This is a genomic window from Paenibacillus oryzisoli (genome assembly GCF_050467285.1).
GTDB lineage: Bacteria > Bacillota > Bacilli > Paenibacillales > NBRC-103111 > Paenibacillus_E > Paenibacillus_E oryzisoli_A.
In genome coordinates, this window is record NZ_JBCMUN010000009.1 from 403,495 (window position 1) to 424,701 (window position 21,207).

The 21,207-nt window shown below is 50.7% G+C and carries 23 protein-coding genes; 5 read left to right on the forward strand and 18 right to left on the reverse strand.

All coding sequences use genetic code 11. The annotated features are described in order from the left end of the window. Window positions 1-151: 151 nt before the first annotated feature. The 13 genes from ABE504_RS17135 to ABE504_RS17195 form a co-directional block, all read right to left on the reverse strand. On the reverse strand, window positions 152-859 hold the full coding sequence (locus tag ABE504_RS17135; RefSeq protein WP_430090910.1) for a PIG-L deacetylase family protein: 708 nt from the start codon (window positions 857-859) through the stop codon (window positions 152-154). 6 nt (window positions 860-865) lie between these two features. Beyond that, the gene (locus tag ABE504_RS17140; RefSeq protein WP_430090912.1) at window positions 866-1,831 is read right to left on the reverse strand and encodes a GNAT family N-acetyltransferase; all 966 of its coding nucleotides are present in this window, start codon (window positions 1,829-1,831) and stop codon (window positions 866-868) included. 30 nt (window positions 1,832-1,861) lie between these two features. Then, on the reverse strand, window positions 1,862-2,722 hold the full coding sequence (locus ABE504_RS17145; protein WP_430090914.1) for a carbohydrate ABC transporter permease: 861 nt from the start codon (window positions 2,720-2,722) through the stop codon (window positions 1,862-1,864). Window positions 2,723-2,741: 19 nt separating this feature from the next. Continuing rightward, complete coding sequence (locus tag ABE504_RS17150) at window positions 2,742-3,647, reverse strand: carbohydrate ABC transporter permease (protein ID WP_430090916.1); 906 nt, start codon at window positions 3,645-3,647, stop codon at window positions 2,742-2,744. 95 nt (window positions 3,648-3,742) lie between these two features. Further along, window positions 3,743-5,179, reverse strand: a complete 1,437-nt coding sequence (locus tag ABE504_RS17155; RefSeq protein WP_430090918.1) for an ABC transporter substrate-binding protein — start codon at window positions 5,177-5,179, stop codon at window positions 3,743-3,745. Between the two features lie 31 nt (window positions 5,180-5,210). Then, complete coding sequence (gene murQ, locus ABE504_RS17160; protein ID WP_430090920.1) at window positions 5,211-6,125, reverse strand: N-acetylmuramic acid 6-phosphate etherase; 915 nt, start codon at window positions 6,123-6,125, stop codon at window positions 5,211-5,213. Between the two features lie 201 nt (window positions 6,126-6,326). Continuing rightward, window positions 6,327-7,193 carry a MurR/RpiR family transcriptional regulator gene (locus tag ABE504_RS17165; RefSeq protein WP_430090922.1) on the reverse strand — a complete coding sequence of 289 codons (867 nt, stop codon included), beginning with the start codon at window positions 7,191-7,193 and terminating at the stop codon, window positions 6,327-6,329. A 134-nt stretch (window positions 7,194-7,327) separates the two neighbouring features. Next, entirely contained in the window at window positions 7,328-7,693 is a 366-nt protein-coding gene (locus tag ABE504_RS17170) for a hypothetical protein (protein WP_430090924.1), read from the reverse strand. A 9-nt stretch (window positions 7,694-7,702) separates the two neighbouring features. Continuing rightward, a complete protein-coding gene (locus tag ABE504_RS17175; RefSeq protein WP_430090926.1) occupies window positions 7,703-8,053 on the reverse strand; it encodes a VOC family protein in 351 nt (116 codons plus the stop codon). 166 nt (window positions 8,054-8,219) lie between these two features. Then, window positions 8,220-8,546 carry a type II toxin-antitoxin system VapC family toxin gene (locus ABE504_RS17180; protein WP_430090928.1) on the reverse strand — a complete coding sequence of 109 codons (327 nt, stop codon included), beginning with the start codon at window positions 8,544-8,546 and terminating at the stop codon, window positions 8,220-8,222. Beyond that, entirely contained in the window at window positions 8,546-8,779 is a 234-nt protein-coding gene (locus ABE504_RS17185) for a hypothetical protein (RefSeq protein WP_430090930.1), read from the reverse strand. Before ABE504_RS17185 ends, ABE504_RS17180 begins: the two co-directional genes overlap by 1 nt. Window positions 8,780-8,911: 132 nt before the next feature. Beyond that, complete coding sequence (locus tag ABE504_RS17190; RefSeq protein WP_430090932.1) at window positions 8,912-9,388, reverse strand: GyrI-like domain-containing protein; 477 nt, start codon at window positions 9,386-9,388, stop codon at window positions 8,912-8,914. A gap of 12 nt (window positions 9,389-9,400) precedes the next feature. Further along, entirely contained in the window at window positions 9,401-9,880 is a 480-nt protein-coding gene (locus ABE504_RS17195) for a hypothetical protein (RefSeq protein ID WP_430090934.1), read from the reverse strand. A gap of 137 nt (window positions 9,881-10,017) precedes the next feature. On the opposite strand from ABE504_RS17195, the gene ABE504_RS17200 reads away from it, so the two are divergent. After that, window positions 10,018-10,980 carry a helix-turn-helix transcriptional regulator gene (locus ABE504_RS17200; protein WP_430090936.1) on the forward strand — a complete coding sequence of 321 codons (963 nt, stop codon included), beginning with the start codon at window positions 10,018-10,020 and terminating at the stop codon, window positions 10,978-10,980. Between the two features lie 89 nt (window positions 10,981-11,069). Here the strand turns inward: ABE504_RS17200 and ABE504_RS17205 are convergent, their stop codons facing one another. The 3 genes from ABE504_RS17205 to ABE504_RS17215 form a co-directional block, all read right to left on the reverse strand. Further along, window positions 11,070-11,525, reverse strand: coding sequence for a VOC family protein (locus tag ABE504_RS17205; RefSeq protein WP_430090938.1), 456 nt, complete (start codon window positions 11,523-11,525; stop codon window positions 11,070-11,072). Between the two features lie 88 nt (window positions 11,526-11,613). Further along, complete coding sequence (locus tag ABE504_RS17210; RefSeq protein ID WP_430090939.1) at window positions 11,614-11,898, reverse strand: hypothetical protein; 285 nt, start codon at window positions 11,896-11,898, stop codon at window positions 11,614-11,616. A 106-nt stretch (window positions 11,899-12,004) separates the two neighbouring features. Beyond that, on the reverse strand, window positions 12,005-13,483 hold the full coding sequence (locus ABE504_RS17215) for an Lsa family ABC-F type ribosomal protection protein (RefSeq protein ID WP_430090941.1): 1,479 nt from the start codon (window positions 13,481-13,483) through the stop codon (window positions 12,005-12,007). A gap of 379 nt (window positions 13,484-13,862) precedes the next feature. On the opposite strand from ABE504_RS17215, the gene ABE504_RS17220 reads away from it, so the two are divergent. Continuing rightward, complete coding sequence (locus tag ABE504_RS17220; protein WP_430090943.1) at window positions 13,863-14,324, forward strand: DUF4395 domain-containing protein; 462 nt, start codon at window positions 13,863-13,865, stop codon at window positions 14,322-14,324. A 28-nt stretch (window positions 14,325-14,352) separates the two neighbouring features. Here ABE504_RS17220 and ABE504_RS17225 read toward each other — a convergent pair whose 3' ends face one another. Continuing rightward, on the reverse strand, window positions 14,353-14,502 hold the full coding sequence (locus tag ABE504_RS17225) for a hypothetical protein (RefSeq protein WP_430090945.1): 150 nt from the start codon (window positions 14,500-14,502) through the stop codon (window positions 14,353-14,355). A 50-nt stretch (window positions 14,503-14,552) separates the two neighbouring features. Continuing rightward, window positions 14,553-16,376, reverse strand: a complete 1,824-nt coding sequence (locus ABE504_RS17230) for an APC family permease (protein WP_430090947.1) — start codon at window positions 16,374-16,376, stop codon at window positions 14,553-14,555. A 424-nt stretch (window positions 16,377-16,800) separates the two neighbouring features. On the opposite strand from ABE504_RS17230, the gene ABE504_RS17235 reads away from it, so the two are divergent. The 3 genes from ABE504_RS17235 (at window position 16,801) to ABE504_RS17245 (ending at window position 21,140) form a co-directional block, all read left to right on the forward strand. Further along, complete coding sequence (locus ABE504_RS17235; protein ID WP_430090948.1) at window positions 16,801-17,463, forward strand: TetR/AcrR family transcriptional regulator; 663 nt, start codon at window positions 16,801-16,803, stop codon at window positions 17,461-17,463. 97 nt (window positions 17,464-17,560) lie between these two features. Next, window positions 17,561-19,309 (forward strand): ABC transporter ATP-binding protein, encoded by a 1,749-nt coding sequence (locus ABE504_RS17240; protein ID WP_430090950.1) that lies wholly within the window; start codon window positions 17,561-17,563, stop codon window positions 19,307-19,309. A gap of 28 nt (window positions 19,310-19,337) precedes the next feature. Next, entirely contained in the window at window positions 19,338-21,140 is a 1,803-nt protein-coding gene (locus tag ABE504_RS17245) for an ABC transporter ATP-binding protein (RefSeq protein WP_430091372.1), read from the forward strand. Window positions 21,141-21,207 lie beyond the last annotated feature (67 nt).

A 21,207-nucleotide genomic window follows, 5' to 3' on the forward strand; every position in this document is an offset into this window, starting at 1 on the left:
TCGTTCCTGCGATTTAGTTAATGAAGAAAAACCCCTGCTCGAGCCATCGAATCGGAAAAACGGCTGCGTGCAGAGGCGGTTGGGGCATGTCTGAACACCCGCTCAGGGGCATCTTTCACCNNGCCCTCGGAGCATTCAGACTCACCCTGGCCTATAATTCAGTTTTAAGAACACGCATATTTTCTTCCGGAATCATAAACGTCTGCGCATACTGCTTGCGGGCTTCAATGCCGCGAACGCGCATCAAATGCTTGTAGTACTCCAGGTAAGGGAACGATTTACTGTTGGTGATGAACCAATGCGTTGAGGCCGCTTTGACCCATAGATCAAACGCTTCCTGGTTGAAATCCACGTACACATACGGACGGTAGTCAACAGCATCTTCCCAGTTCTCGGCATAGTACAGACGCTGGGCAAAATGGGCAGGCAGTTCCCGCTCAAACGAAGCGAGTCCGGCAAAAAAGCGAGCATCGTTAACAATGCGGTGCGTCGTCATGTGATCCTTATGCATGGAGTTTTTCCAGTGGGTGATGATCACATTCGGCTTCACTTTGCGGATCACATCGGCCACGCGGAAGCGCAGCTCCGTGCTGTCCTCCAGTTCGCCGTCCGGAATATCGTCGAACACGTACGCTTCACCGCCGAGCATTTCGGCGAACGTATTCGCTTCCCGCACTTTTTGCGCGTGATAGTCCTTCATGTCCTGCCCTGCCGGTACGCCGCGTTCCCCCGCTGTCAAAGCCAGCGTTGCAATGCGGTCTCCTTTCAGCGAGTGGCTGGCAAGTACGCCTCCTGCGGTTAACTCTGCATCCCCTACATGGCCGCCAATGGCCAGAATCGTCATTTGCTGTTCACTCATGGCTGATTAAAACTCCCTTCGCATGACAGAAAATTGTTTTACCGTTGTAAAGCCGGCTTTCTCGTAAATGCGGATCGCAGGGTTCGTACTGCCCGTATACAGTGACATGTACGGCGTTCCGATCGCTTGAAAAGCCTCGCACAGCTTATAGAATAAGATGCTGCCGAGCCCGTGCCCTTCATGGTCGGGATGCACCCCGATCCCGGCAAAATAGCCTCTGCCGTTCGCCTGTTTGATCACAGGACCGGCAAAACCGACAACCTTGCCATGATGAGCGGCAATGACGACCGGCACGCCGTTAGCGGTTGCGGCACCGATCTCCTTTTGCCATAACGGGTTGTCAAAGCCTTGCAGCATGTCTTGGACACCATGATGTTTCTCAGCATCGAACAACGCTACCGCATAACCTTCCACGGCCGCTTTGCGCTCCTTCGCCACACTCTCTTCGGGCATAACGAAGTTGTCGAGGTTCAAGTACATGGCGCATTCCTTCGCCCGTTCCACATAGCCAGCGCTCAGTAAATGGGCATACAGCCTGCTGTCTACCGGCACGCCCGGCGCATTGTTATGCTCATGCTGCGGCGTGTTCGGAATATACCACGGGAGCATCATCGGGTTGAAGAAAAGCACGTCCCCTTGCTTCTTGCCCAACTCTTGAAAACGTCCCTCTAAAGCTTGAAGCAGATCTGCGTAATTCGCATCGGTTTGATAGCCGTCCGCGAGTACGATGCAAGTGATATACCCCGCTTTGTCCCCAATAGGGAGATCGTCTCCCGAGCAGCCGCAGGCAAAGCCGACGACGTTCGCTTGATCCAGAAGCACGAACGTATTCAATTCATCCCAATGCGCATTGCCCGTGAAAATATGCCCAAAGCTTTCGTCATCAAGCTCCTTGTAGTCGTCTTTCACGGCTTCCTGGTTCCACAAAGCAATAACGCCTTGCGTATACTTGTCATCCCAAGTGACTATCATGCTGCGATCCTCCCCCATGCGCGGCGGCGATCAACCTTTGACCGCACCGACCGTAACGCCTTCCAAGAAGTACTTTTGCAAGCTGAAGAACAGAATGAACATCGGCAAAGCCGAGATTGTCGCTCCGGCCATCATCGGCGCAATAAACGTCGTGTTGGCGAAGCGGAAGTTTTTCAGACCGACTTGGATCGTTTGCATATCCATGGTGTTCGTGACTAGCAACGGCCAGAAGAACGTATTCCAGCTGTCCATGAATGTCAGAATCGCCATGACGGCAAGCACCGTTTTGGACAGCGGCAGAATGATCCGCCAATAAATGGTGAACTGGCTGCAGCCTTCTATTTTGGCACTTTCCATAATTTCATTCGGAATAGAGCTCATGAATTGCTTGGCGAGAAAAATATTATAAACGGTTACGATTCCCGGCATAATCAGCGCCGTGTACGTATTCTGAAGGTCAAATACGTTGACGATGAGAATGTACAAAGGAACCTGTGTCACTTGATACGGAATCATCATGGACACGAGCAGGACGGAGAACAGCACGCCTCTTCCTTTAAAACGGAGCTTGGAGAACGCGAAACCGGCCATACTCGCGAAGATGACGTTGGACACCATCACCGACGTTGCCACAATCAAGGAGTTCAGAAGCCATCTGTAAGAATATTCGCTAAAATCAAAGAAAAACTTGAAAGACGCGAAAGTAAATTTACTGGGCAATATCGAATAAGAAACAGCGCCTGCTTCTACCGGGTCCGCGAAGGACGAAATGACCATGAAGTAAATCGGAAAAACCGTCGCCAGAGCAAAGAGCAGAAGGGCGATAAAAATAATGGTGTTGCGCGACTTGCGTACGCCGGGTTTTCCCGCGTGATTGCTGTAAAGAGCCATGATTGTTTATCCCCCTCTCTTAGTACTCGACGTCTTTGCCGGCATATTTGAATTGAATGACAGAAATGCAAGCGATAATGACAGCAAGAACAAGCGATTGCGCTGCTGCTTTACCGAAATCAAAGAATGTGAAGGCATTGTTGAAGATCAGCAAGCCGACCATCGTTGTCGCGTTGTTCGGGCCGCCGCCAGTCATGAGGTACGCGTTCTGGAATACCTGGAACGAACCAATGACGCCAGTAACGAGCAAGAACAAGGTAGCCGGTTTTAGGGCCGGAACTACGATGTACCACAGTTTTTGAAAAAAGTTCGCGCCGTCCATTTCTGCGGCTTCGTAATACGTATCGTCGATTCCGAGGAGGCCCGCCAAATAAATGATGATGGACGTACCGTGCGAAGACAGCCAAGACATCAGGACAAGCGAGAACATCGCCGTTGAGCTGGAACCGAGCCAGTTTTGATTGCTGAAACCGAAGAAATGAATCAGTTGATTCAGAATTCCGCCTTCCATCGGATCGAAGATCCATAGCCACACGACGGACAAGGCAACGCCTGACGCGACAACCGGCAAATAGTACACGGCTTTAAAGAACGTTTGCGTCGATTTACGGAACGGCAGGATCAGGATCGCGATGGCCATCGAAATACATAAGTTCACGGGAACGGTCAGGATCGTGTATACGACGGTATTTTTCATCGCCTGCCAGAAGAGCGGGTCTTTCAATGTTGCAACATAGTTGTCCAATCCTACATAGGTGGAACCGAGCGGCTTATACTTTTGAAACGAAATAATAAACGCACTGACGACCGGATATGCCGTGAACATCGCAAAAGCAATCAAAGCGACGGCAATGAACGTATACCCCCAGGCGCCGTCCCCTTTGATTTTTTGACGTTTGATCGGTTTAGCGATATTCGTAGCCATCGTGTCCCCTCCAATCTCTAGATACTCCTGTAAAATAGTTCGGATAGCCGCGGCATTCTTCTGCGCGACTATCCGAGCCATGTCATCGGTATAAATTAGTCTTTTACGATACCGTCGGCGCCGAATGCAGCGATCGCAGCTGTTTTCACAGCTTCGTACATCGCTTCAGGCGTTACTTCGCCTGCAATCAGACCTTGGAATTTCGGTACGATTACTTCTGTTTCCAATTTGATGGCTTTCGCAGCCAGGTCTGTCGGAATGTCCGAACGAGCCGGTGTTGCATTTTTCAGCATGTAGTCAACAGCCGCCACGTTTTCTGGGCTTCTATCGATTTTCATGCTTTCCGCCGCTTTCTTCGCGCTTTGCGTAATGTGCGCTGCGAACAAATCGTTGTTTGTTGTCGCTGCAACATTGCCGCTAGCCAAGAAGTAAGCCGCTTTTACCACGTTTGCTTTGTGCTCAGCTGTCGGCTCTTTTTTGCCGCGGAACGTCATGTAGCCGTCAACAACAGTTGCATAGGAAGCTTTCGCGCCTTGGAACGTCGGAGCTGGCAGAACTACGTAGTCCACTGGAATGGAGTCTTTCACAGCGCTTGCGTCTTTTGCAGCCAATTTCGCGTTGTTGGCTTTCGCGGAGTTCTCAAATACCGCCAGACCTTTACCTGTAATCATTGTTTGGCCAGTCAGGAACATGTTCCAACGTTTACCCGCATCAACAGAGCTCAGTTCTTTCGGCATGGAGCCATCGTCGATCAAAGCACGCAGGTCTTTCAAGAGACCCAGGTAGTTTTTGCTAGTGTATGCATATTTGTTATCTTTATCAAACGCATATGGCATGCCGGCATTTTTCGCCATGATGCCCAAGTAGTCAACCGCGGCTACGCCTTTAACAGCGAATACGAAGCCGTAACGCGTTTTTCCGTTTTCCGTGACAACGCCTTTCTTGATCGCTTGACGGAACTCATCGTAGGTCCAGCCGCTCGTTTGAACCTTCTTCCAATCGATACCCGCTTGTTCGAGATACGCTTTGTTGCCGCCAAGTGCATGAACTTCCATGTATGCCGGGAAGCCGTAGAGGCCTTTGCCGTTCTTCATGTAATCAAGCGGCGCTTTGTCGTAGTCCGAGATCATCTCAGGTTTCACAGTATCCGTAATATCCATCAGCAAGCCTTGCTCGATGTATTTCGGAATGGCATCCGATCCGCCGAAAGCGATGTCCGGAGGGCTGCCCGCGTTCACTTGGGTATCCAGCTTCTGCTTCACATCTTCCCAGCTTGCCGGTTCGATTTTCAGCGTCAAATTCGGATACAGCGCGTTGAAGTCTTTCGCCATTTGCTCAAAGTTCTTTTGATAGTTTGGCGAAACCGGCGGCAGCAGCGCCGTGATGGTGTCCTTCGCTTGCGATGCAGCAGCCGTAGCCGCCGCGGAAGCAGCAGGGGAAGCAGATTCTTTTGTATCAGAGGAACTACCGCATGCTGTGAGAGCCATTGTTAATGCAACAACCGATGCTAATACGGGCATTTTTCTTTTCATGAAAAAGTGACCTCCTCATATTTTTCAGCTATTATACTACTCGACTAAAGGAACGAATTGCTCTTTTCAAACTGCCTTCACTTTGCTCGAGGGCGTTTTCCGCTGCCTCCACGTTAAGGCCTGTTTTAATCATCATGATTGCCAGCTTGCAGTTCATTGAAGCCGCTTCCAAATGGGAAATTGCCGTCGCTTCGTCGACGCCGGTTGCCGTTCGGATAATGCGCACGGACCGGTCATACAATTTGATATTGCTCGCTTTCATATCCACCATGAGATTGTTAAACGTCTTGCCAAGCTTCACCATCGTACAGGTCGTCAGCATATTCAGAACCAGCTTCTGTGCTGTCCCCGCTTTCAATCGGGTGGATCCCATGATAACTTCTGGCCCTACAACCGGTGAAATACACACATCACAGAAAGGCTCAAGCTTGGATTGCTTGTTGTTCACAACGCCGACTGTGGCGGCGCCGATCTCTTTCGCCTTTCGAATGGCGCTGATAACGAATTGCGCGCTGCCGCTGGCTGTAATGCCAATGACTGCGTCCTTCTCCGTCACGCCGCACCGCTCAATGAGCGCGATCCCCTCCTCTGCGTTATCTTCAAAGCCTTCGACTGCAAATCGGAGCGCTACGTCCCCGCCTGCGATATGACCTTGAACCAGCATGGCATCCACACCAAAAGTAGGAGGACATTCAGAAGCGTCGAGTACACCGAGTCTGCCAGAAGAACCAGCTCCTACGTAGAACATTCTGCCACCGTTCTTCAGAACCTGATGCAAGATGTCAACCGCTTTAGTGATCTGCGGAATTTCCGCGCCCACTGCTGCGGGAACCAGTGCATCCTGCTCGTTCATCAGACGAAGCATTTGTTCTGTTGTACATTCGTCGATCATCTGCGTTTTCTCGTTGATTTCTTCCGTAGTCAACCCCGACAGATACTCATCCATTGTCGCAACCTCCTATCCTGTTTGTTTCGCTTTCATGAGTTCATACTAACGAAAAATTTCATCTTGGTCAATACTTTTTGAAATTTTATTTTATTTTACAATAAAAGTTTGATTTTTTATTTTATTGTCCAATTATGATGAAATTTGGCGAAAACAAAAAAAGACAACGGCTATAACTATCATAACCATTGTCTTTCATACTTATTTACGATGTTTGGTACTTGCAATAATATCGTGCGTCTTGCTCAAATATTTCTTCACATTCTTATATTCCGCGCTCGCAACACCGGCGAACAGGACGTCAACGACCGTCAGCATAGCGATCCGCGATCCCATCGCGCCGCTGCGAATCGTCAGCTCCGGTGTGGAAATACTAAGCACGATATTCGCTTTCTCCGCCAGTTCGCTTTTGTTATATTTCGTAATCGCGATGACGGTCGCGCCGTTTTTCTTCACAATCTCCAGCGTATCCAAAATCTCGGACGTGCTGCCGGAATTGGAAATAAAAATCGCAACATCCTTCTTGTCCATCAACGTTGCAGCCGTCAGCTGGCTGTGGCCGTCCGTATACGTATGGCACATTTTGTTGATCCGTGAAAACTTTTGCTCCGCGTCAATGCCGACAAGCCCGGAAGCCCCGATTCCGAAGAAAACGATCCGGTTGCACTCTCTCAGCACTTTGACCGCACGGGCGATCTCGTTTTTATCGATGACGCTCAGCGTATCCTCAATGGATTTGCTGTTATTGTGGAAAATATTCGAAATAATAATCGGCAGATCGTCCCCGGGCTGAATGTCCGTATACTGATCCTTCTGATCTTCGTCCATCGAGCCGACCGAGGCCGAAATGCTGACGATAAAGTTCCGGTATCCCTTGTATCCCATCGTTTTGCAAAAACGCAGCACGGAGGCGTCGCTCGTCTTGGTCAATTGCGCCAGACTCTTGATCGACAAATGCGGGATATCCGCGACATTGTCCAAAATATAATCGGCCACCAGCTTCTCGACCGGCGTCAGGCTGTCTCGCATGTCCCGAATTTTAATCAATATATTGTCATGAATTGACATCGCTCTTCCCTGCCCGGTTTCAAATTTTCTGATAAAATTACTATCATCATACGAAGATTTGTTTCAAATTACAAGAACCTTCGTGTCATCCTTTCTTATCCAATTCGTCTTAAACGGGAATTTTATTGCAAAAATCACAATTCTATGTGAAATAAAATTTCAGCCAAAAAGCCGCGGCACAAAAAGCCCTCGCAGTCTTGGCGACCGGGAGAGCGGGCTGAGTGAGGCTGCCGGGGATGGGGATGGGGCGCTGAGAGGTCTATTTGGTTGGCGGTCATCCAAACCTGCAAATAAGCAGGAATTTGCATCCATCCTTGGCTGTTTTTAAGAAATTCCTGCGATTCGGCAGGCTTTTGTGGGCGAGCATCCTCTTTTGGAGCGAGTTCGGCAGAAAAACCTGCCTTTTCGCAGGAATCATGCTGAAAACGGCATTTTTGCGAGAAATGCCTGCTTAATTGCAGGAATCGAGCCTCCCAACGTGGCTGATGCTGGGTCAGCAACCATTTCTCTCAGCATTTGCACACCATCAGCACATTGCCGTCCGGATCTTTGAAATTAAACCAGTGCTGATGTTCAATCGGTGTGATGAGATTCACTTGCTTCTCTTTCATGAAAGCGTACGCGGCTCCAATGTCGGTCGTATTTAAATGAAACGCAGGCACCCGAAACACGCGGTCTTCCGCATAGATCTTGCTGTCCAGCACAAGGCCCGTCCCCTTCATCGGGAGCACGTAGAGATGCCCGAACAGAATCTCCCCTTCGACAGGTACACCGAGAATGTCACTGTACCAATCCCGCGAGCGCTCAATGTTACTTACAGGAATGAACACCGTACCGATCTGATTTTGAATGGGATGCATCGAATTTCCTCCACCGTTAAGAGTAATTGTCGATAATTGCGGTTTAAAAGTCTTTGTCAAGTAGTACGATTGAAACAAATTGGCGGTACCAAACAGATTCACAGTTTAAGCAGAGTGACGCCGTAGTCATGAACTAAGTTCATGTCGGAATCCCTTGATATAAGAGCTAGTTGATACTCGATGCTGTCGCAATAATGATGGCATCAGGAGTCTTTAATTTGCGGCCTTTTACCCTTTGTTCCCTACGAATATCTCCGGCAATTCGAGCGATTTTGGAATTCACATCTAAACAGCGACGGGAATTAAACAATTTTACACCACGTAGCTGAAATTCAGATTTCAAGCCACTGTAAACTTCACATTCTGTAATTACAGAAAAGAAAATTGACATTTTATCATTTTTGGCTTGTTCAACAAAATCCATCACAATTTGTTCCTTGGCTAATATTGCAATGGCAATGTTCGTATCGACTAAATATCCCCGAATACTCATTAGTTCCAATCTTCTTCACGCATTTTTTTTACTTCGTCCATAAGCTCTTTCGCCTGCTCTTGCGTTAGGATCCCAGCCGAATCAAGTATGTCGTCAATCGCATAATCATCATCAACTTCGATTGTGTCGTTGTCCAGATCAATAGTTACTTTATTTCGAGTTATATTTAATTTCGACAAGATGGACCGCAGCTCGCTGGCAGTTTCATAATCCATTTTTTTTGAAATAGACATAAAGACCCTCCTCGATATTACATATCCACTAAAGTTTCAGTTAAAATAAGGCTATCATTTTCGCTAGGGAGCGTCAATGTCGGTGAGGCCCACGCAAATAAAAAAATCCTGTTTCCACAGGATTTTTTCTTATTACTTTTTAACCACAGGCACCCAAAATTCGCCATAGCAAGTGCCGTCGCCATTCTCTTTGCGATACGTCGCATTTGGACCGCCGATGTAAGCATAATCCGTAATTTTGGGCAAGACTTCGCCAAAAGCACGGTAAGTCAGCTGATCAAACAAAGTTTCCTTCTCGCCATTTCCTGCGACCACGATGTACTCGCTATCTGGAAACTCGATCATGCGCGTTGCGTCAGCCACGGATTTGCCAGCTTCTACCGCGAAATAATTCCACGGTTTGCCTTGATATACCTCGTTGACTGACCATTCGCGATCGTCTTTTGCGGCGCCTTTGAGCTTATCAAAACGGCCGTCAGCCTTGAGTCCGCCCCAAAACTCAGCTTTTTCCTTTTGTAAGGCTGGAACGTCTTGGAAGTTCGACCGAATAGAAAAACCATAACCTGTCAATGTGAATGACTTTTTGCGTTCTAGTGTGTACGCTGCCATGTGCGCGCTCCTTTAGCCTTCGATTTTTTTTGCACGAAGCCACATTTCGCCGTAGAATTCACCGTTGTCAGCTGCTTTGACGAATGTTGAGTTACCTGGACCAACGTATTTGTAGTCGGTGATTTCTTGAAGCAAGCCGCCGAAAACTTTACCTGTGATTTCATCGGCAAGGCGGTCTTTGTCAGCGCCTGTGCCAGACACGACGATGTAGTCGCCAGCAAGGAAATTGAGGACAAGCGCGCCTTCCACGTCGAGCTCACCCATCACGCCGAAACCGCGCCAAGCCTTGCCTTCGATGACGTAGTTGATTTGATATTCTTGCCCATCAGCAAGCGCGAGAAGTTCAGCAAGCTTGCCGTTTTCAGTGATTTCAGCTTTTTTCGCTGCCGTTTTTGCTGCATTGCCTGCCCAGTCGTTGTAATCTTCCAGTAGAACACCATATGCAGTCATTTTGTAGTTTTCTGAGATGGATTTGATTGTGTAGTTAGACATTTTATTCGCTCCTCTTTGGGTTTGTTTGCTACAAGATTGATTCTATTTGCTATATGTATCAAAAAATGATACCTTTTATTTAAATCCAAAAAAGTAAATTTCCAACTACATTTCACTGCCGAGGAAACAGTAAAATCATGAAAAAAACAGAACGAGTGAACCTGATTATGCGCTATATCAATAACCGCGCTCATTTTACGATAGCCGAGATTCAGGAAGAGTTCAAGATTTCCCGTGCGACGGCGATCCGCGATATTAACGAGATACAAGCGATGGGGTTTCCGCTGACCACCGAGCTTGGGCGCGGTGGCGGCTACTACGTCTTGCAGAATCAATATCTGCCCGCCGTCCGCTTCACGCCCGACGAGCTGAAGGCGATTTTTATCAGCTTCATCGCCTCGAAAAATTCGCAGCTCCCTTACCTGCACAATCGCCGTTCCATCACTGAAAAGCTCATCGGCATCGCGTCTCAAACCCAGCAAGACGAGCTGATCGAGCTGAATGATATCTTACTTTTTGAAGACACCAATCCCGCGAATCCGAATCTTTTGGAGCTTGATGATGCGGCGCCTCCCGAGCTGAACCAGCTGATTTCACTTGCCGTGCGGGATAAGCACCTGCGCTTGACTTATGAGCTGAATCCTGGTTTGTCTCAGATGATGGACGTTTTTTTGCTGCATATTTTCAATTCGAACGCTCGATGGCTGGTTGAAGTTTATCATTTTGATACGGATGAGTTTCGTTATTTGCCAGTTGAGATGCTGCGGGATTCGGCCATTTCTGAAGAGGCGATGAAGTGCTCGGAGCAAGAGATTTTAAACAAAAAACTAATTGGCGCGCGCAGCTCCAATCTGGTTGTGAAGCTTGATGCGACCGGGATTCGACGCTTTAAGCGCCTGCATCCGCCGGGAATTATTTTGTCCTTTACCGGGATGTTTCAGTCGAGCGGGATTTTCAATGTTCAACTGAATGTGGCAGATAGCGAGGAGCTGGCGTATTATGCCGATTGGCTTTTGTTTTTGGGGAAAGGAGTGGAGTTTGGACGGATTCCTGATGAGCTGCGCGTCATTTTGGAAGAGCGTCTAGGAAGATCGCTTTAGCTAACCTTCGGTCATCCCTCCTTTCTATAGAAGCTATTGATCTTTACGATGAGAAAACCGCCTCGTTGAAGAGGCGGTTTTCTGAGCTTTTATTTTTTGCCGAGTTGTTCCGCCAAACCGACTAGAATTCCTTCATGTCCACGAATGTAACAGAGTCGATACGAGTCCATGTACTGAACCACTTCGCCAACGAGCTCAGCACCGTGCTTAGTCGTGAGTCTGGCTACCAATTCGTTAATGTCTTCAACGGCGAACATGACGCGCAGATAACCGAGGGCATTTACAGGAGCAGTTCGGTGATCTGCTATCGTCGGCGGGGTGAGAAATCTCGAAAGTTCAAGTCGGCTGTGGCCATCTGGGGTAACCATCATAGCAATCTCTACACACTGTGATCCCAGCCCGGTTACACGACCAGCCCATTCACCTTCGACAGTAGCTCGTCCTTCGAGCTTCAAGCCAATCTCCTCGAAGAAAGCAATTGCGCCCTCAAGGGACTCTACAACGATGCCAACATTGTCCATTCTCAGTAATTTGTTATTTTCCATATTTTTGTCTCCTTATGTATACAAATTTTTTGTTTAAATGCTTGTACAATTCGATCATCGCTAATCAGAAAGCCCTTCCACTCAATCTTCATTCCGCCAGCTCCCGCTCCTTGTCCGCCACTTTCTTCCATAAGGCACGAAGTTCGTCACTGAAAGCCCCGAGCACAATCATAACCGTCCCCAAAATGATAAAAACGATGGCTATGTTGGCAGGTCCCGCTCCGCCTATCGCTTCCAGAGCTGTGCCGTATCGCCCTGGCGGTGTATCCCAGCCTCCCAGTTTGGCGGCAATGACCCCAGCAGGAATGCGAATTCCAAGATACAGCAGAATCCCGCTAATCAGAAAAAAGCCGCCTGCCACAATCTTTTTCATCCCATATCCACGCTCCTTCCATTTCCCTTCCATCTTATCACTCTTCCAAAATATTGAAAACAAAAAAGAAGCCCGCCAACGCCATAAGCGTCGCGAGCTCCCTCCCTTACAATTCCACAATCTTCGTGGCGATATTGTTGCAAAAAAACCGGTCGTGCTCCACGAACACGATGGTCGGCGCATGTTCCAGCAGCAGCTCTTCGATCTGCATGCGCGACAGCACGTCGATGAAGTTGAGCGGCTCATCCCAGATGTGTAAATGCGCCTGCTCGCACAGGCTTTTGGCGATGAGCACCTTCTTCTTCTGGCCGCCGCTGAAGGCGGACATGTCTTTCTCGAACTGCACGCGGGCAAAATCCAGCTTGCGTAAAATCGCCTTGAACAAGCTTTCGTCGATCTCCGCTTCGTGCGCGTAGTCTGTAAGATTGCCCCGCAGCTGCGACGTGTCCTGAGAAACGTACGAGATTTTCAATCGGCTGCCTTTACGCAGGGTGCCTGTGTGGGCGATGTCCTCGCCTAACAACAGCTTCAGGATGCTCGATTTACCGGAGCCGTTTTTTCCAGAAAGGGCAATCCGATCCCCCTGCTCAACCGTAAAACTAACATCGCTGCACACCTGCCGCTCGCCATAGTAGAGGGACACATGATCCAGCGCCGCGAGCTCCCGGGCATGATAGACCAATTGAGCCAGCTTCAGACTCTCAGCAGTCTCGATATTTTTCAGCAAGCCAGACTTCTCATCAATGGCAGCTTGCTGCCGGTGCTCCATCGACTTCGAGCGTTTCATCATTTTCGCGGCTTTGTGGCCGATGTAGCCTTTATCCACTTTGGAGCCCGAGTTACGTGTGCCGTTCTTCGTTTTCTCCACCTCATGCGACCACTGATTCGTGCGCTGCGCCGCTTCGGACAGCCGTTTGATGTCCTTTTTCAGTTTGTCGTTCTCCGCCAGCTCGTAGTTGTCCTGCCGCTCTTTGTTCGCCCACCAATCGGAAAAATTGCCACGCTGAATCTCGATATTCGTTTTGTTAATCGACAGCACATGATCAATGCAGTGATCCAGAAACGCCCGGTCATGCGAAACGAGAATGAAGCCGCTCTTCGATTTCAAATAGTCGCTAACCAGTTCGCGCGCTTCCCTATCCAGATGGTTGGTGGGCTCGTCGATGAGTAAGAACCGGTTATCTTTTAAAAATAAAGCCGCCAGCAGCACCTTCGTCTGCTCCCCCTGCGACAGCGAGTCGAACGGTCGGTACAGCACGTCCTCCGACACGCGCAGCTGCATCAGCTCCCGCATCAGCATCCAATGCTCGTAATCCGGATCAATGTCACTGACGACATCCATCGTGAGCCAATCCGGATGCGCCACGGGGAATGGGAAATAATCAAAGCCGACCTGCGCGGAAATATGACCGCTGTATGGATATTTGCCCAAGAGCAGGTTCAGGAACGTCGTCTTTCCCCTGCCATTGCGGCCTGTAAAGCCAAGCTTCCAATTCGTATCAATCTGGAACGAGACGTTTTCAAAAATATGATCGTAACTGCCCTCATAGGCAAACGTGAGATTCGTAACTTTAATCAATGACATAGGCGTATCCTCCCTGTACAAATAAATAAAAGCCGCAAGAAAGTAGCTTTCTCGCAGCTCAAATAAATACAGCAAATCGACCCGGCCAATCCGGGGATCGAAGAGGATATTTAAATAAGCTGAAGAAGATATGCCGCTTTCTTGCCAGATCAAAATAAAACATGCGAACACATGCTGTTCTCTGTTCTATTTCAGAATCCAATCGCAAGAAATCCTACATATCCATCTTCAGCCTTCTTTCGTAAATCAAATTTAGTTGGATCATACCACAGCTGGAGTCAAAGATCAACCGCCACCATATAATTAATTGTGTATCGGATTACTCGGAATTATTGTATAATGGAGATACTATCACGTCCTAGGAACGGAGGTTATCTCTATGACATCACAACGAAGCCAACTCGATTTATCCTGCGTCGATGATGTCCCGTTGCATCGCGTACGCGGCAACCAGACAGGGATTCTGCTAAGCATCATCGCTACCGTCCTGCTACAGCAGGTGTGGATTTTGCTGATTCCGCTCGCGGTTCAGCTCGTCTCCCGCCAGTATGGCGTCAAATATAACCCGTTTGTGCGGATTTTCGCTTCCATGTTCCCGGTCAGTACGAAAACAGAGAGCCGCGAACTGCTGCGTTTTAACAATTTGTTAGCCATTCTGTTCCTCACAGTGACGTTGGCTGCGCATGCGATCGACTTCACCATCATCTCTTACATCTCGCTCGCGATGCTGACGGTCGCCGTCGTGCTCGCACTCTGCGGCTTCTGCCTCGGATGCTTCATGTACTTTCAATGGAAGCAGTTTATCGCGCTGCGAAAAACAAAAAAACAGCGTCAATCATGACGCTGCTCACCAAGCTGATCCCGCGGGATCAGCTTTTTTCATCCTTCTTTTCCACCTCATCGTCCGAGCATGCGAAGCAAATCACCGTTTTATCCGACTGCACGATCCCGTCAATAAACCCATCACGGCAGTACACCGGCCGCTTGCACTTCTCACACGTTCCCACAAGCTCGATCATCCGCGCCGCACCTCCCGCATTCTTAGCCTTACCCCCATTATAACACGCGTTTACTTCTTCAAACGATACGGCACCGTCGTAATAATCACATTCCGACTGAGCAGCAGATGCGTGCGGATGAAGATGCTAGACTGATTATGCAAAATGTTGTGCCACCCTTTCCGCGGAATAAACTGCGGGATGATGACCGTCACCTGGTAATGCGACTCACTCGCTTTGCGCTGCACGGTGTCGATAAATTTGCTGAGCGGCGTAATGATGCTGCGATACGGCGACAGAAGCGTGACGAGCCGGACATCCGGCTGCCACTTCTGCCATTTTTCCTGAAAGCCCAGCTCCTCTTCCCGCTCAAACGGCACGTAAACGGCGATAATCTGATGCGGTGAGAGCGATTTGGCGTAATTCAGCGAGTATTCTACCACATGTGTGATGCCGGCGACAGGCAAAATGACCACATTGCCCTCAATTGGCGGCACAGGCTCGCACGACGTAATGCGCAGCTGATCCCCGACGGTGTCGTAGTGCTTGCGGATTTTATAAAAAATCCACACCATGCCCGGCAAAAAGATCAGGACTGGCCACACCTGCCCAAACTTGGTGAAAAAGAACATCAGCGACACGATGCAGGAAATCACGGCGCCGGTCGTGTTAATGACGAGTTTGATCACCCAACCGCTGGGCCGTGTGCGGAGCCATTTCATCATCATCCCGGTCTGCGACAACGTGAACGGAATGAACACCCCGACGGCGTAAAGCGGAATCAAATGCTCCGTCTGCCCCTCGAACGCCAGAATGAGAAAAATCGAGAGAATGCCGAGAAAAATGATGCCGTTGGAATAACCCAGTCGGTCGCCGCGGTTCGTGAACATTTTCGGAATAAACTTGTCCTTCGCCAAATTCACAGCGAGCAGCGGAAACGCGGAATAACCGGTATTCGCAGCGAGAATCAAGATCAGCGCAGTCGTGCCCTGGATAAAAAAGTACAGAAAGCCGCGGCCAAAAATCTCCTCTGCAATCTGCGAGACCACCGTCACCTCCGCTTTCGGACTGATCCCGAGTTCGTAGGCGAGATAGACGATGCCCGAAAATAAAATCGCCAGCAGCGTCCCCATGGCAATGAGCGTTCTGGTTGCATTTTGAGGTGCCGGATCCTTGAAGTTCGGGATCGCATTGGAGATCGCCTCGACCCCCGTCAGCGCGGAGCTTCCGGAAGCAAACGCTCGCAGCAGCAGGAATAGGCTGATGCCTGCTACTTCTGTGCCAAGAGGCGCATGCAAATCTGGCGAGAACTGGCCTGTCGCGATTTGATATACACCGACACCGATCAGGATAAACAGCGCCGCGACGAATAAATAGACGGGATACGAAAGAATCGAGGCCGATTCCGTCAAACCTCTTAAATTTAAAATCGTGATAATAATCACGAATATAATGGCAATGCCGACGCTGTAGGCATGCAGGCTTGGAAAAGCTGACGTAATCGCGTCCGTCCCGGCGGACACACTCACGGCAACCGTCAGGATGTAATCCACCAGAAGCGAACCGCCGGCGACGAGTCCCGGGTATTTGCCCAGGTTTTCTTTGGAAACGACATAGGCCCCGCCGCCATGCGGATATGCATATATAATTTGCCGATACGACAGAATGAGTGCAGTTAGGAGAATCAAGACGCCCACGCCGATCGGGATGGAATACCAGAAGGCAACCGTCCCTACCGTGACAAGCACGAGCAAGATTTGTTCTGGGCCATACGCCACGGAGGAAAGCGCATCAGAGGACAGAATGGCGAGCGCTTTGGTTTTATTGATTTTTTGCTCGCCGAGTTCCGCTGACTTGAGCGGTCTTCCAATAAGCATGCGTTTGATCCATGACATAAACGTTCAGCGGCTCCTTCCTTATCTGCCACATTCCTGGCGGGTATGCGGTTATTTTTCCAAGCTGCGTCCACATTTATCCTCGCTGTATCCTTACTTTTACAGAAGAACGGAGGTGTCTTCGCAGTCGGACGTAGCAACTCAGACGCTAACGGTTGTGAGAGAGCCTATTTGACTCAAAATATGCTCTATTCCAATTTAGCGGTTGCCATGGAGCTTATTTGCATCAATCTAGATGAAATCTCGTCGATTTTGCCTAAATAGCCTCTGTCGCAACCGTTACATGTGGAAATGCCTCCATTTTGAGGCATTAGCCGCTGTGGCGACCGTTACAATAGATCAGGCTTGTCCCCCTTCAAAAGACGCCTAAAACCACTTGCAGACCCCCGTCACTTTCGATATGATTAAGCGGAGAACTCTCCGTTTGTCTACCAAAGCAAACAATCCGAATCCGAAGGACGTGAAATGCAGCATGTCGGAATATAGACTGACGCCACCACGCAATGAACGCCGCGATGCGGCGGAGAATCGGCAGCGCATCATCGATGCCGCCCTGCATTTGTTCGACCTGCACGGCGTGGAGCAGGTCTCCATGAATCAGATTGCCACGGAAGCGCAGATCGGCCCTGGCACGCTGTACCGGCGCTATCGAAACAAGAGCGAGCTGTGCCAGGATCTCATCAAAGACAGCGTCGATGTGCTGTTCGACGACATTTATGAAGCGATGGCGGCCAATAAAGAGGAACCGGCCGGTGGACGGCTGCGGCTGCTGCTCGGTTTTTTCCTGCGCTTTCGGGAGAAGAAAGCGCAATTGCTCAAGGGCATCGAGAACGCAGCACCTCCTACCGGAAAGCGCGCATATAGCCCGATCTACCAAGAATTGCACCAACAGCTTGTCCTCTTGTTTGAAGAAATCCACGGCACGCAGCCCGGCAGCGTAAGCAGCGTGTTCAAAGCGGATATGCTGCTGCACGCCTTGGGCAGTGAAGCTTATTTATTTCAGCGCCAGGGTCGCGGCTTATCACCGGAAACGATCCTGGAACAATTATGCTTAACGTTCATCCCCCAAGAGGATTCTAAGCTTTAACTGCCCTCGACCTCACGCGAAAAAAAAGATGACATTTCCTGCGAATCGGCGTATCTTCAAAGCGAAGAGGTTGACCACGGACTGAGGAGTGTACCCCATGACATTTATGAAGAAGTATGTGAAAAAGTACTGGAAGCTGTTTCTGGTTGCCGTACTTTTCGTCTCGTTGGAAGCGCTCGCAGATTTACTCCAGCCAACGATGATGTCCCGTATTCTCGATTACGGCGTCGCCGAGGGCCGTATGGATTACGTCCTGCGAATGGGCGGCATTATGCTGCTCATTACCGCGTTTGGCGCGGTGGCGGCATCCATGCGCAATATTGTGGCGAGCCACGTGTCGCAGCGATTCGGGACAGAGCTTCGAGCGGATTTGTTCGCGCATATGCAATCGCTCTCGTTTAACAACATCGAGCGGTTCGAACGCGCCTCGCTCATTACCCGCCTGACGAACGACGTCACGCAGGTGCAAAATTTTGTGAACGGCTTGATGCGCATTTTCGTCAAAGCCCCGCTGCTCTGTATCGGCAGTCTCATTATGGCGGTTCGGCTCAATGCAAATCTGGCCGTTGTCCTGCTCATCGTCGTCCCGATCGTGCTCGGACTCGTAGCCCTGAACTTGAAGTTCGGCTTCTCCCGTTTCATCCGTGTGCAGAAAGCGCTGGACGGCGTGAACCGGGTCATGCGCGAGTATTTGTCAGGCGTCCGCGTCGTCAAAGCGTTCAATCGCTTCGATCACGAATCGCACAAATTCGCACAGGCGAACACGGAGTACCAAACGACGTCGATATCGGTCACGCGACTGCTTGCCATTTTTAACCCCGCCATTATTCTTACAGTGAATTTCGGGATCGTTGCCGTGCTCTGGCTCGGCGCCTGGCGTGTCAACCAGCACCAGATGCAGGTCGGCCATATCGTTGCGTTCGTTAACTATATGACGCAAATTTTGTTTGCGCTCATGACGATTTCCATGGTATTCAACATGTTCGTGCGCGCGAAAGCGTCGGCCAACCGGATTGGAGAAGTGTTTGGCGAATCGAGCACCCTAACGTGGAACTCGGAGGCAGCCTTGCCGGAGAGCTCGCCGAAAGGCCGCATTGATTTTGAAAATGTCACATTTACTTACGAAGGCGCTGGGGGCGACCCTGTTTTGAAGAACGTGACGTTCTCCTGCCTCCCCGGCGAAACCGTTGGCATCATCGGCTCTACCGGCGCAGGCAAGAGCACGCTCATCTCCCTCGTCCCCCGCTTCTACGACACCGTCTCCGGAACGGTGAAGGTGGACGGTGTCGATGTGAAAGAGCTCGACCCCGCGCTGCTCCGCGAACGAATCGGCATCGTACCGCAGAAGACGATCCTATTCAGTGGCACGATTAGCGACAACCTGCGGTATGGCCTCGCATCGGCTTCGCAAGAGGAGATTGAGCAGGCGGCTGTTATGGCGGAAGCGCACCCTTTTATCGCGACATTTCCAGAAGGTTATGCGACCCGGCTGGGGCAAAAAGGCGTCAACCTCTCCGGCGGCCAAAAGCAGCGGCTGTCCATCGCCCGCGCACTGATTCGCAGACCCGATATTCTAATCCTCGATGACTGCACAAGTGCCTTGGATACAGCGACGGAGTCCCGCATCAAGGAATCGCTTAAGCAGTACGCGCAGAGTGTCACGTGCCTGATGATCGCACAGCGCATTTCGTCAGTGATGGATGCGGATAAAATTATCGTGCTCGACGACGGCGAAGTCGTCGGCGTCGGCACGCATGACACGTTAATGGCTTCCTGCCGCGTCTATGTTGAAATCTTCCAATCCCAGTTCGGAAAGGAGCTGATGCCTCATGTCCAAGGGGAATGACACCGCCGGCCAGAAGCCTGACGTTCCTATGCTGAACGGCCCCATCGGCCGTGGCGGACGGGCTCCGGTCGTCAAACCGAAAAATTTCAAAGGCACGTTAAGACGGCTCTGGTCGTATCTCGGCACTGAGCGCAAGTGGCTCACGATCGTCTTTATTTTCATCCTGGCTGACGCGCTGCTGACACTGAGCGGACCGTATCTGATCGGCGTTGCTGTCGATGCGATGGCGAACGGAACGGTTGACTACAACGTGCTGAACGTGACGATCCTCGCGTTAATCGGCACCTATGTCGGCGATGCCGGGCTGACCTTCCTGCAAAACTGGGTCATGGCGGGCCTCGCACAACGTGTCGTCATGCGGATGCGGCAGACGATGTTTGCCAAGCTGCAGAAGCTGCCGCTTGCTTACTTCGACAGCCGTTCGCACGGGGATGTCATGAGCCGACTCTCGAACGACATCGACAATGTAAGCAACACGATCTCGCAAGCGACAACCCAGCTCATGACCGGCTCGATCGCCATTATCGGCTCCCTGGTCATGATGCTGGTGCTCAGCCCCCTGCTCACGCTGGCAAGCCTCATCACCGTGCCGCTCGTTTTCGTGCTGGCACGGACGATTACAAAGCGAACCGGCAAGCTGTTCAAAGAGCAGCAGGCGCAGCTTGGCAAGCTAAATGGACATATTGAGGAGACGGTAACGGGACTTCTCGTCGTCAAAGCGTTCAACCGTGAGCAGCAGGCGATTCGCGAATTCAATGATGTGAATGGCCGGCTGTTCGAAGTTGGCTTGAAAGCGCAAATTTGGTCGGGCTTTCTCATGCCGCTGCTCAGCGTGATCAATAACATCGGCTTTGCGGCCGTTGCTGTGGTCGGCGGCGTGCTCGCCGTCCAAGGGCATATCACCGTCGGCGTCATCGCCAGCTTCCTGAGCTACTCGCGCCAGTTCGTGCGGCCTCTGAATGATATTGCGAACACGTATAACGTGCTGCAATCCGGCGTCGCCGGTGCCGAACGCGCGTTCGAGGTGCTCGACGAAGCGGAAGAAGCGCCGGATGAGCCTGGCGCCATCGAGCTTCAGAAGCCCATCGGCCATGTCGAATTCACCGATGTGACCTTCGGGTATCGGGCGGATGTGCCGATCCTGCGCAATGTGAGCTTCGACGCTCCGGCCGGCAGGTCCATTGCCCTTGTTGGGCCGACGGGCGCGGGCAAGACGACGATCGTCAATCTCGTGACGCGCTTCTACGATGCGACGAGCGGCACGATTACGATTGACGGGCGCGACATCCGCGCGTATACCCGTGACAGCCTGCGAAGAGCCTTCGGCATCGTGCTGCAGGACACGTATTTGTTCTCCGGCACGATCAAGGAGAACATCAAATATGGCAAACCGGATGCGACGGATGCCGAGGTAGAAGCGGCGGCAAAGCTTGCGAACGCGCACGCCTTTATTCACCGGCTGACGGGGCGCTATGATACGCCGCTCTCCGAGAACGGCGGCAATCTGAGCCAAGGGCAGCGGCAATTGCTCGCGATCGCGCGCGTCATCCTCGCTGATCCGTCGATTCTCATTCTCGATGAGGCGACAAGCTCCATCGATACGCGGACCGAGCTGCACATCCAAGAGGCGCTGCTTGGGATCATGCGCGGTCGTACCAGCTTCATTATCGCGCACCGGCTGAACACGATACGGGATGCGAATACGATCATGGTGATCGATAAAGGTGAGATCGCCGAGCAAGGCAGTCACGGTGCCCTAATGGAGAAAGAAGGCACGTATTACCGGATGTTTTCCAACCAGTTCAAAAATTTGCAGCCTGCTTCAGAATAAAACATAAGGGTTGTTCCCAGGGTGATATGCTCCCCCTTCGGAACAACCCTTTTATTGTGGATGTGAC

Coding starts and splice junctions, on each gene's coding strand:
- ABE504_RS17135 (WP_430090910.1), bottom strand. CDS start 859: ATGAGTGAACAGCAAATGACGATTCTGGCCATTGGCGGCCATGTAGGG.
- ABE504_RS17140 (WP_430090912.1), bottom strand. CDS start 1,831: ATGATAGTCACTTGGGATGACAAGTATACGCAAGGCGTTATTGCTTTG.
- ABE504_RS17145 (WP_430090914.1), bottom strand. CDS start 2,722: ATGGCTCTTTACAGCAATCACGCGGGAAAACCCGGCGTACGCAAGTCG.
- ABE504_RS17150 (WP_430090916.1), bottom strand. CDS start 3,647: ATGGCTACGAATATCGCTAAACCGATCAAACGTCAAAAAATCAAAGGG.
- ABE504_RS17155 (WP_430090918.1), bottom strand. CDS start 5,179: ATGAAAAGAAAAATGCCCGTATTAGCATCGGTTGTTGCATTAACAATG.
- murQ (WP_430090920.1), bottom strand. CDS start 6,125: ATGGATGAGTATCTGTCGGGGTTGACTACGGAAGAAATCAACGAGAAA.
- ABE504_RS17165 (WP_430090922.1), bottom strand. CDS start 7,193: ATGTCAATTCATGACAATATATTGATTAAAATTCGGGACATGCGAGAC.
- ABE504_RS17175 (WP_430090926.1), bottom strand. CDS start 8,053: ATGCATCCCATTCAAAATCAGATCGGTACGGTGTTCATTCCTGTAAGT.
- ABE504_RS17180 (WP_430090928.1), bottom strand. CDS start 8,546: ATGAGTATTCGGGGATATTTAGTCGATACGAACATTGCCATTGCAATA.
- ABE504_RS17185 (WP_430090930.1), bottom strand. CDS start 8,779: ATGTCTATTTCAAAAAAAATGGATTATGAAACTGCCAGCGAGCTGCGG.
- ABE504_RS17190 (WP_430090932.1), bottom strand. CDS start 9,388: ATGGCAGCGTACACACTAGAACGCAAAAAGTCATTCACATTGACAGGT.
- ABE504_RS17195 (WP_430090934.1), bottom strand. CDS start 9,880: ATGTCTAACTACACAATCAAATCCATCTCAGAAAACTACAAAATGACT.
- ABE504_RS17200 (WP_430090936.1), top strand. CDS start 10,018: ATGAAAAAAACAGAACGAGTGAACCTGATTATGCGCTATATCAATAAC.
- ABE504_RS17205 (WP_430090938.1), bottom strand. CDS start 11,525: ATGGAAAATAACAAATTACTGAGAATGGACAATGTTGGCATCGTTGTA.
- ABE504_RS17210 (WP_430090939.1), bottom strand. CDS start 11,898: ATGAAAAAGATTGTGGCAGGCGGCTTTTTTCTGATTAGCGGGATTCTG.
- ABE504_RS17215 (WP_430090941.1), bottom strand. CDS start 13,483: ATGTCATTGATTAAAGTTACGAATCTCACGTTTGCCTATGAGGGCAGT.
- ABE504_RS17220 (WP_430090943.1), top strand. CDS start 13,863: ATGACATCACAACGAAGCCAACTCGATTTATCCTGCGTCGATGATGTC.
- ABE504_RS17225 (WP_430090945.1), bottom strand. CDS start 14,502: ATGATCGAGCTTGTGGGAACGTGTGAGAAGTGCAAGCGGCCGGTGTAC.
- ABE504_RS17230 (WP_430090947.1), bottom strand. CDS start 16,376: ATGTCATGGATCAAACGCATGCTTATTGGAAGACCGCTCAAGTCAGCG.
- ABE504_RS17240 (WP_430090950.1), top strand. CDS start 17,561: ATGACATTTATGAAGAAGTATGTGAAAAAGTACTGGAAGCTGTTTCTG.
- ABE504_RS17245 (WP_430091372.1), top strand. CDS start 19,338: ATGCTGAACGGCCCCATCGGCCGTGGCGGACGGGCTCCGGTCGTCAAA.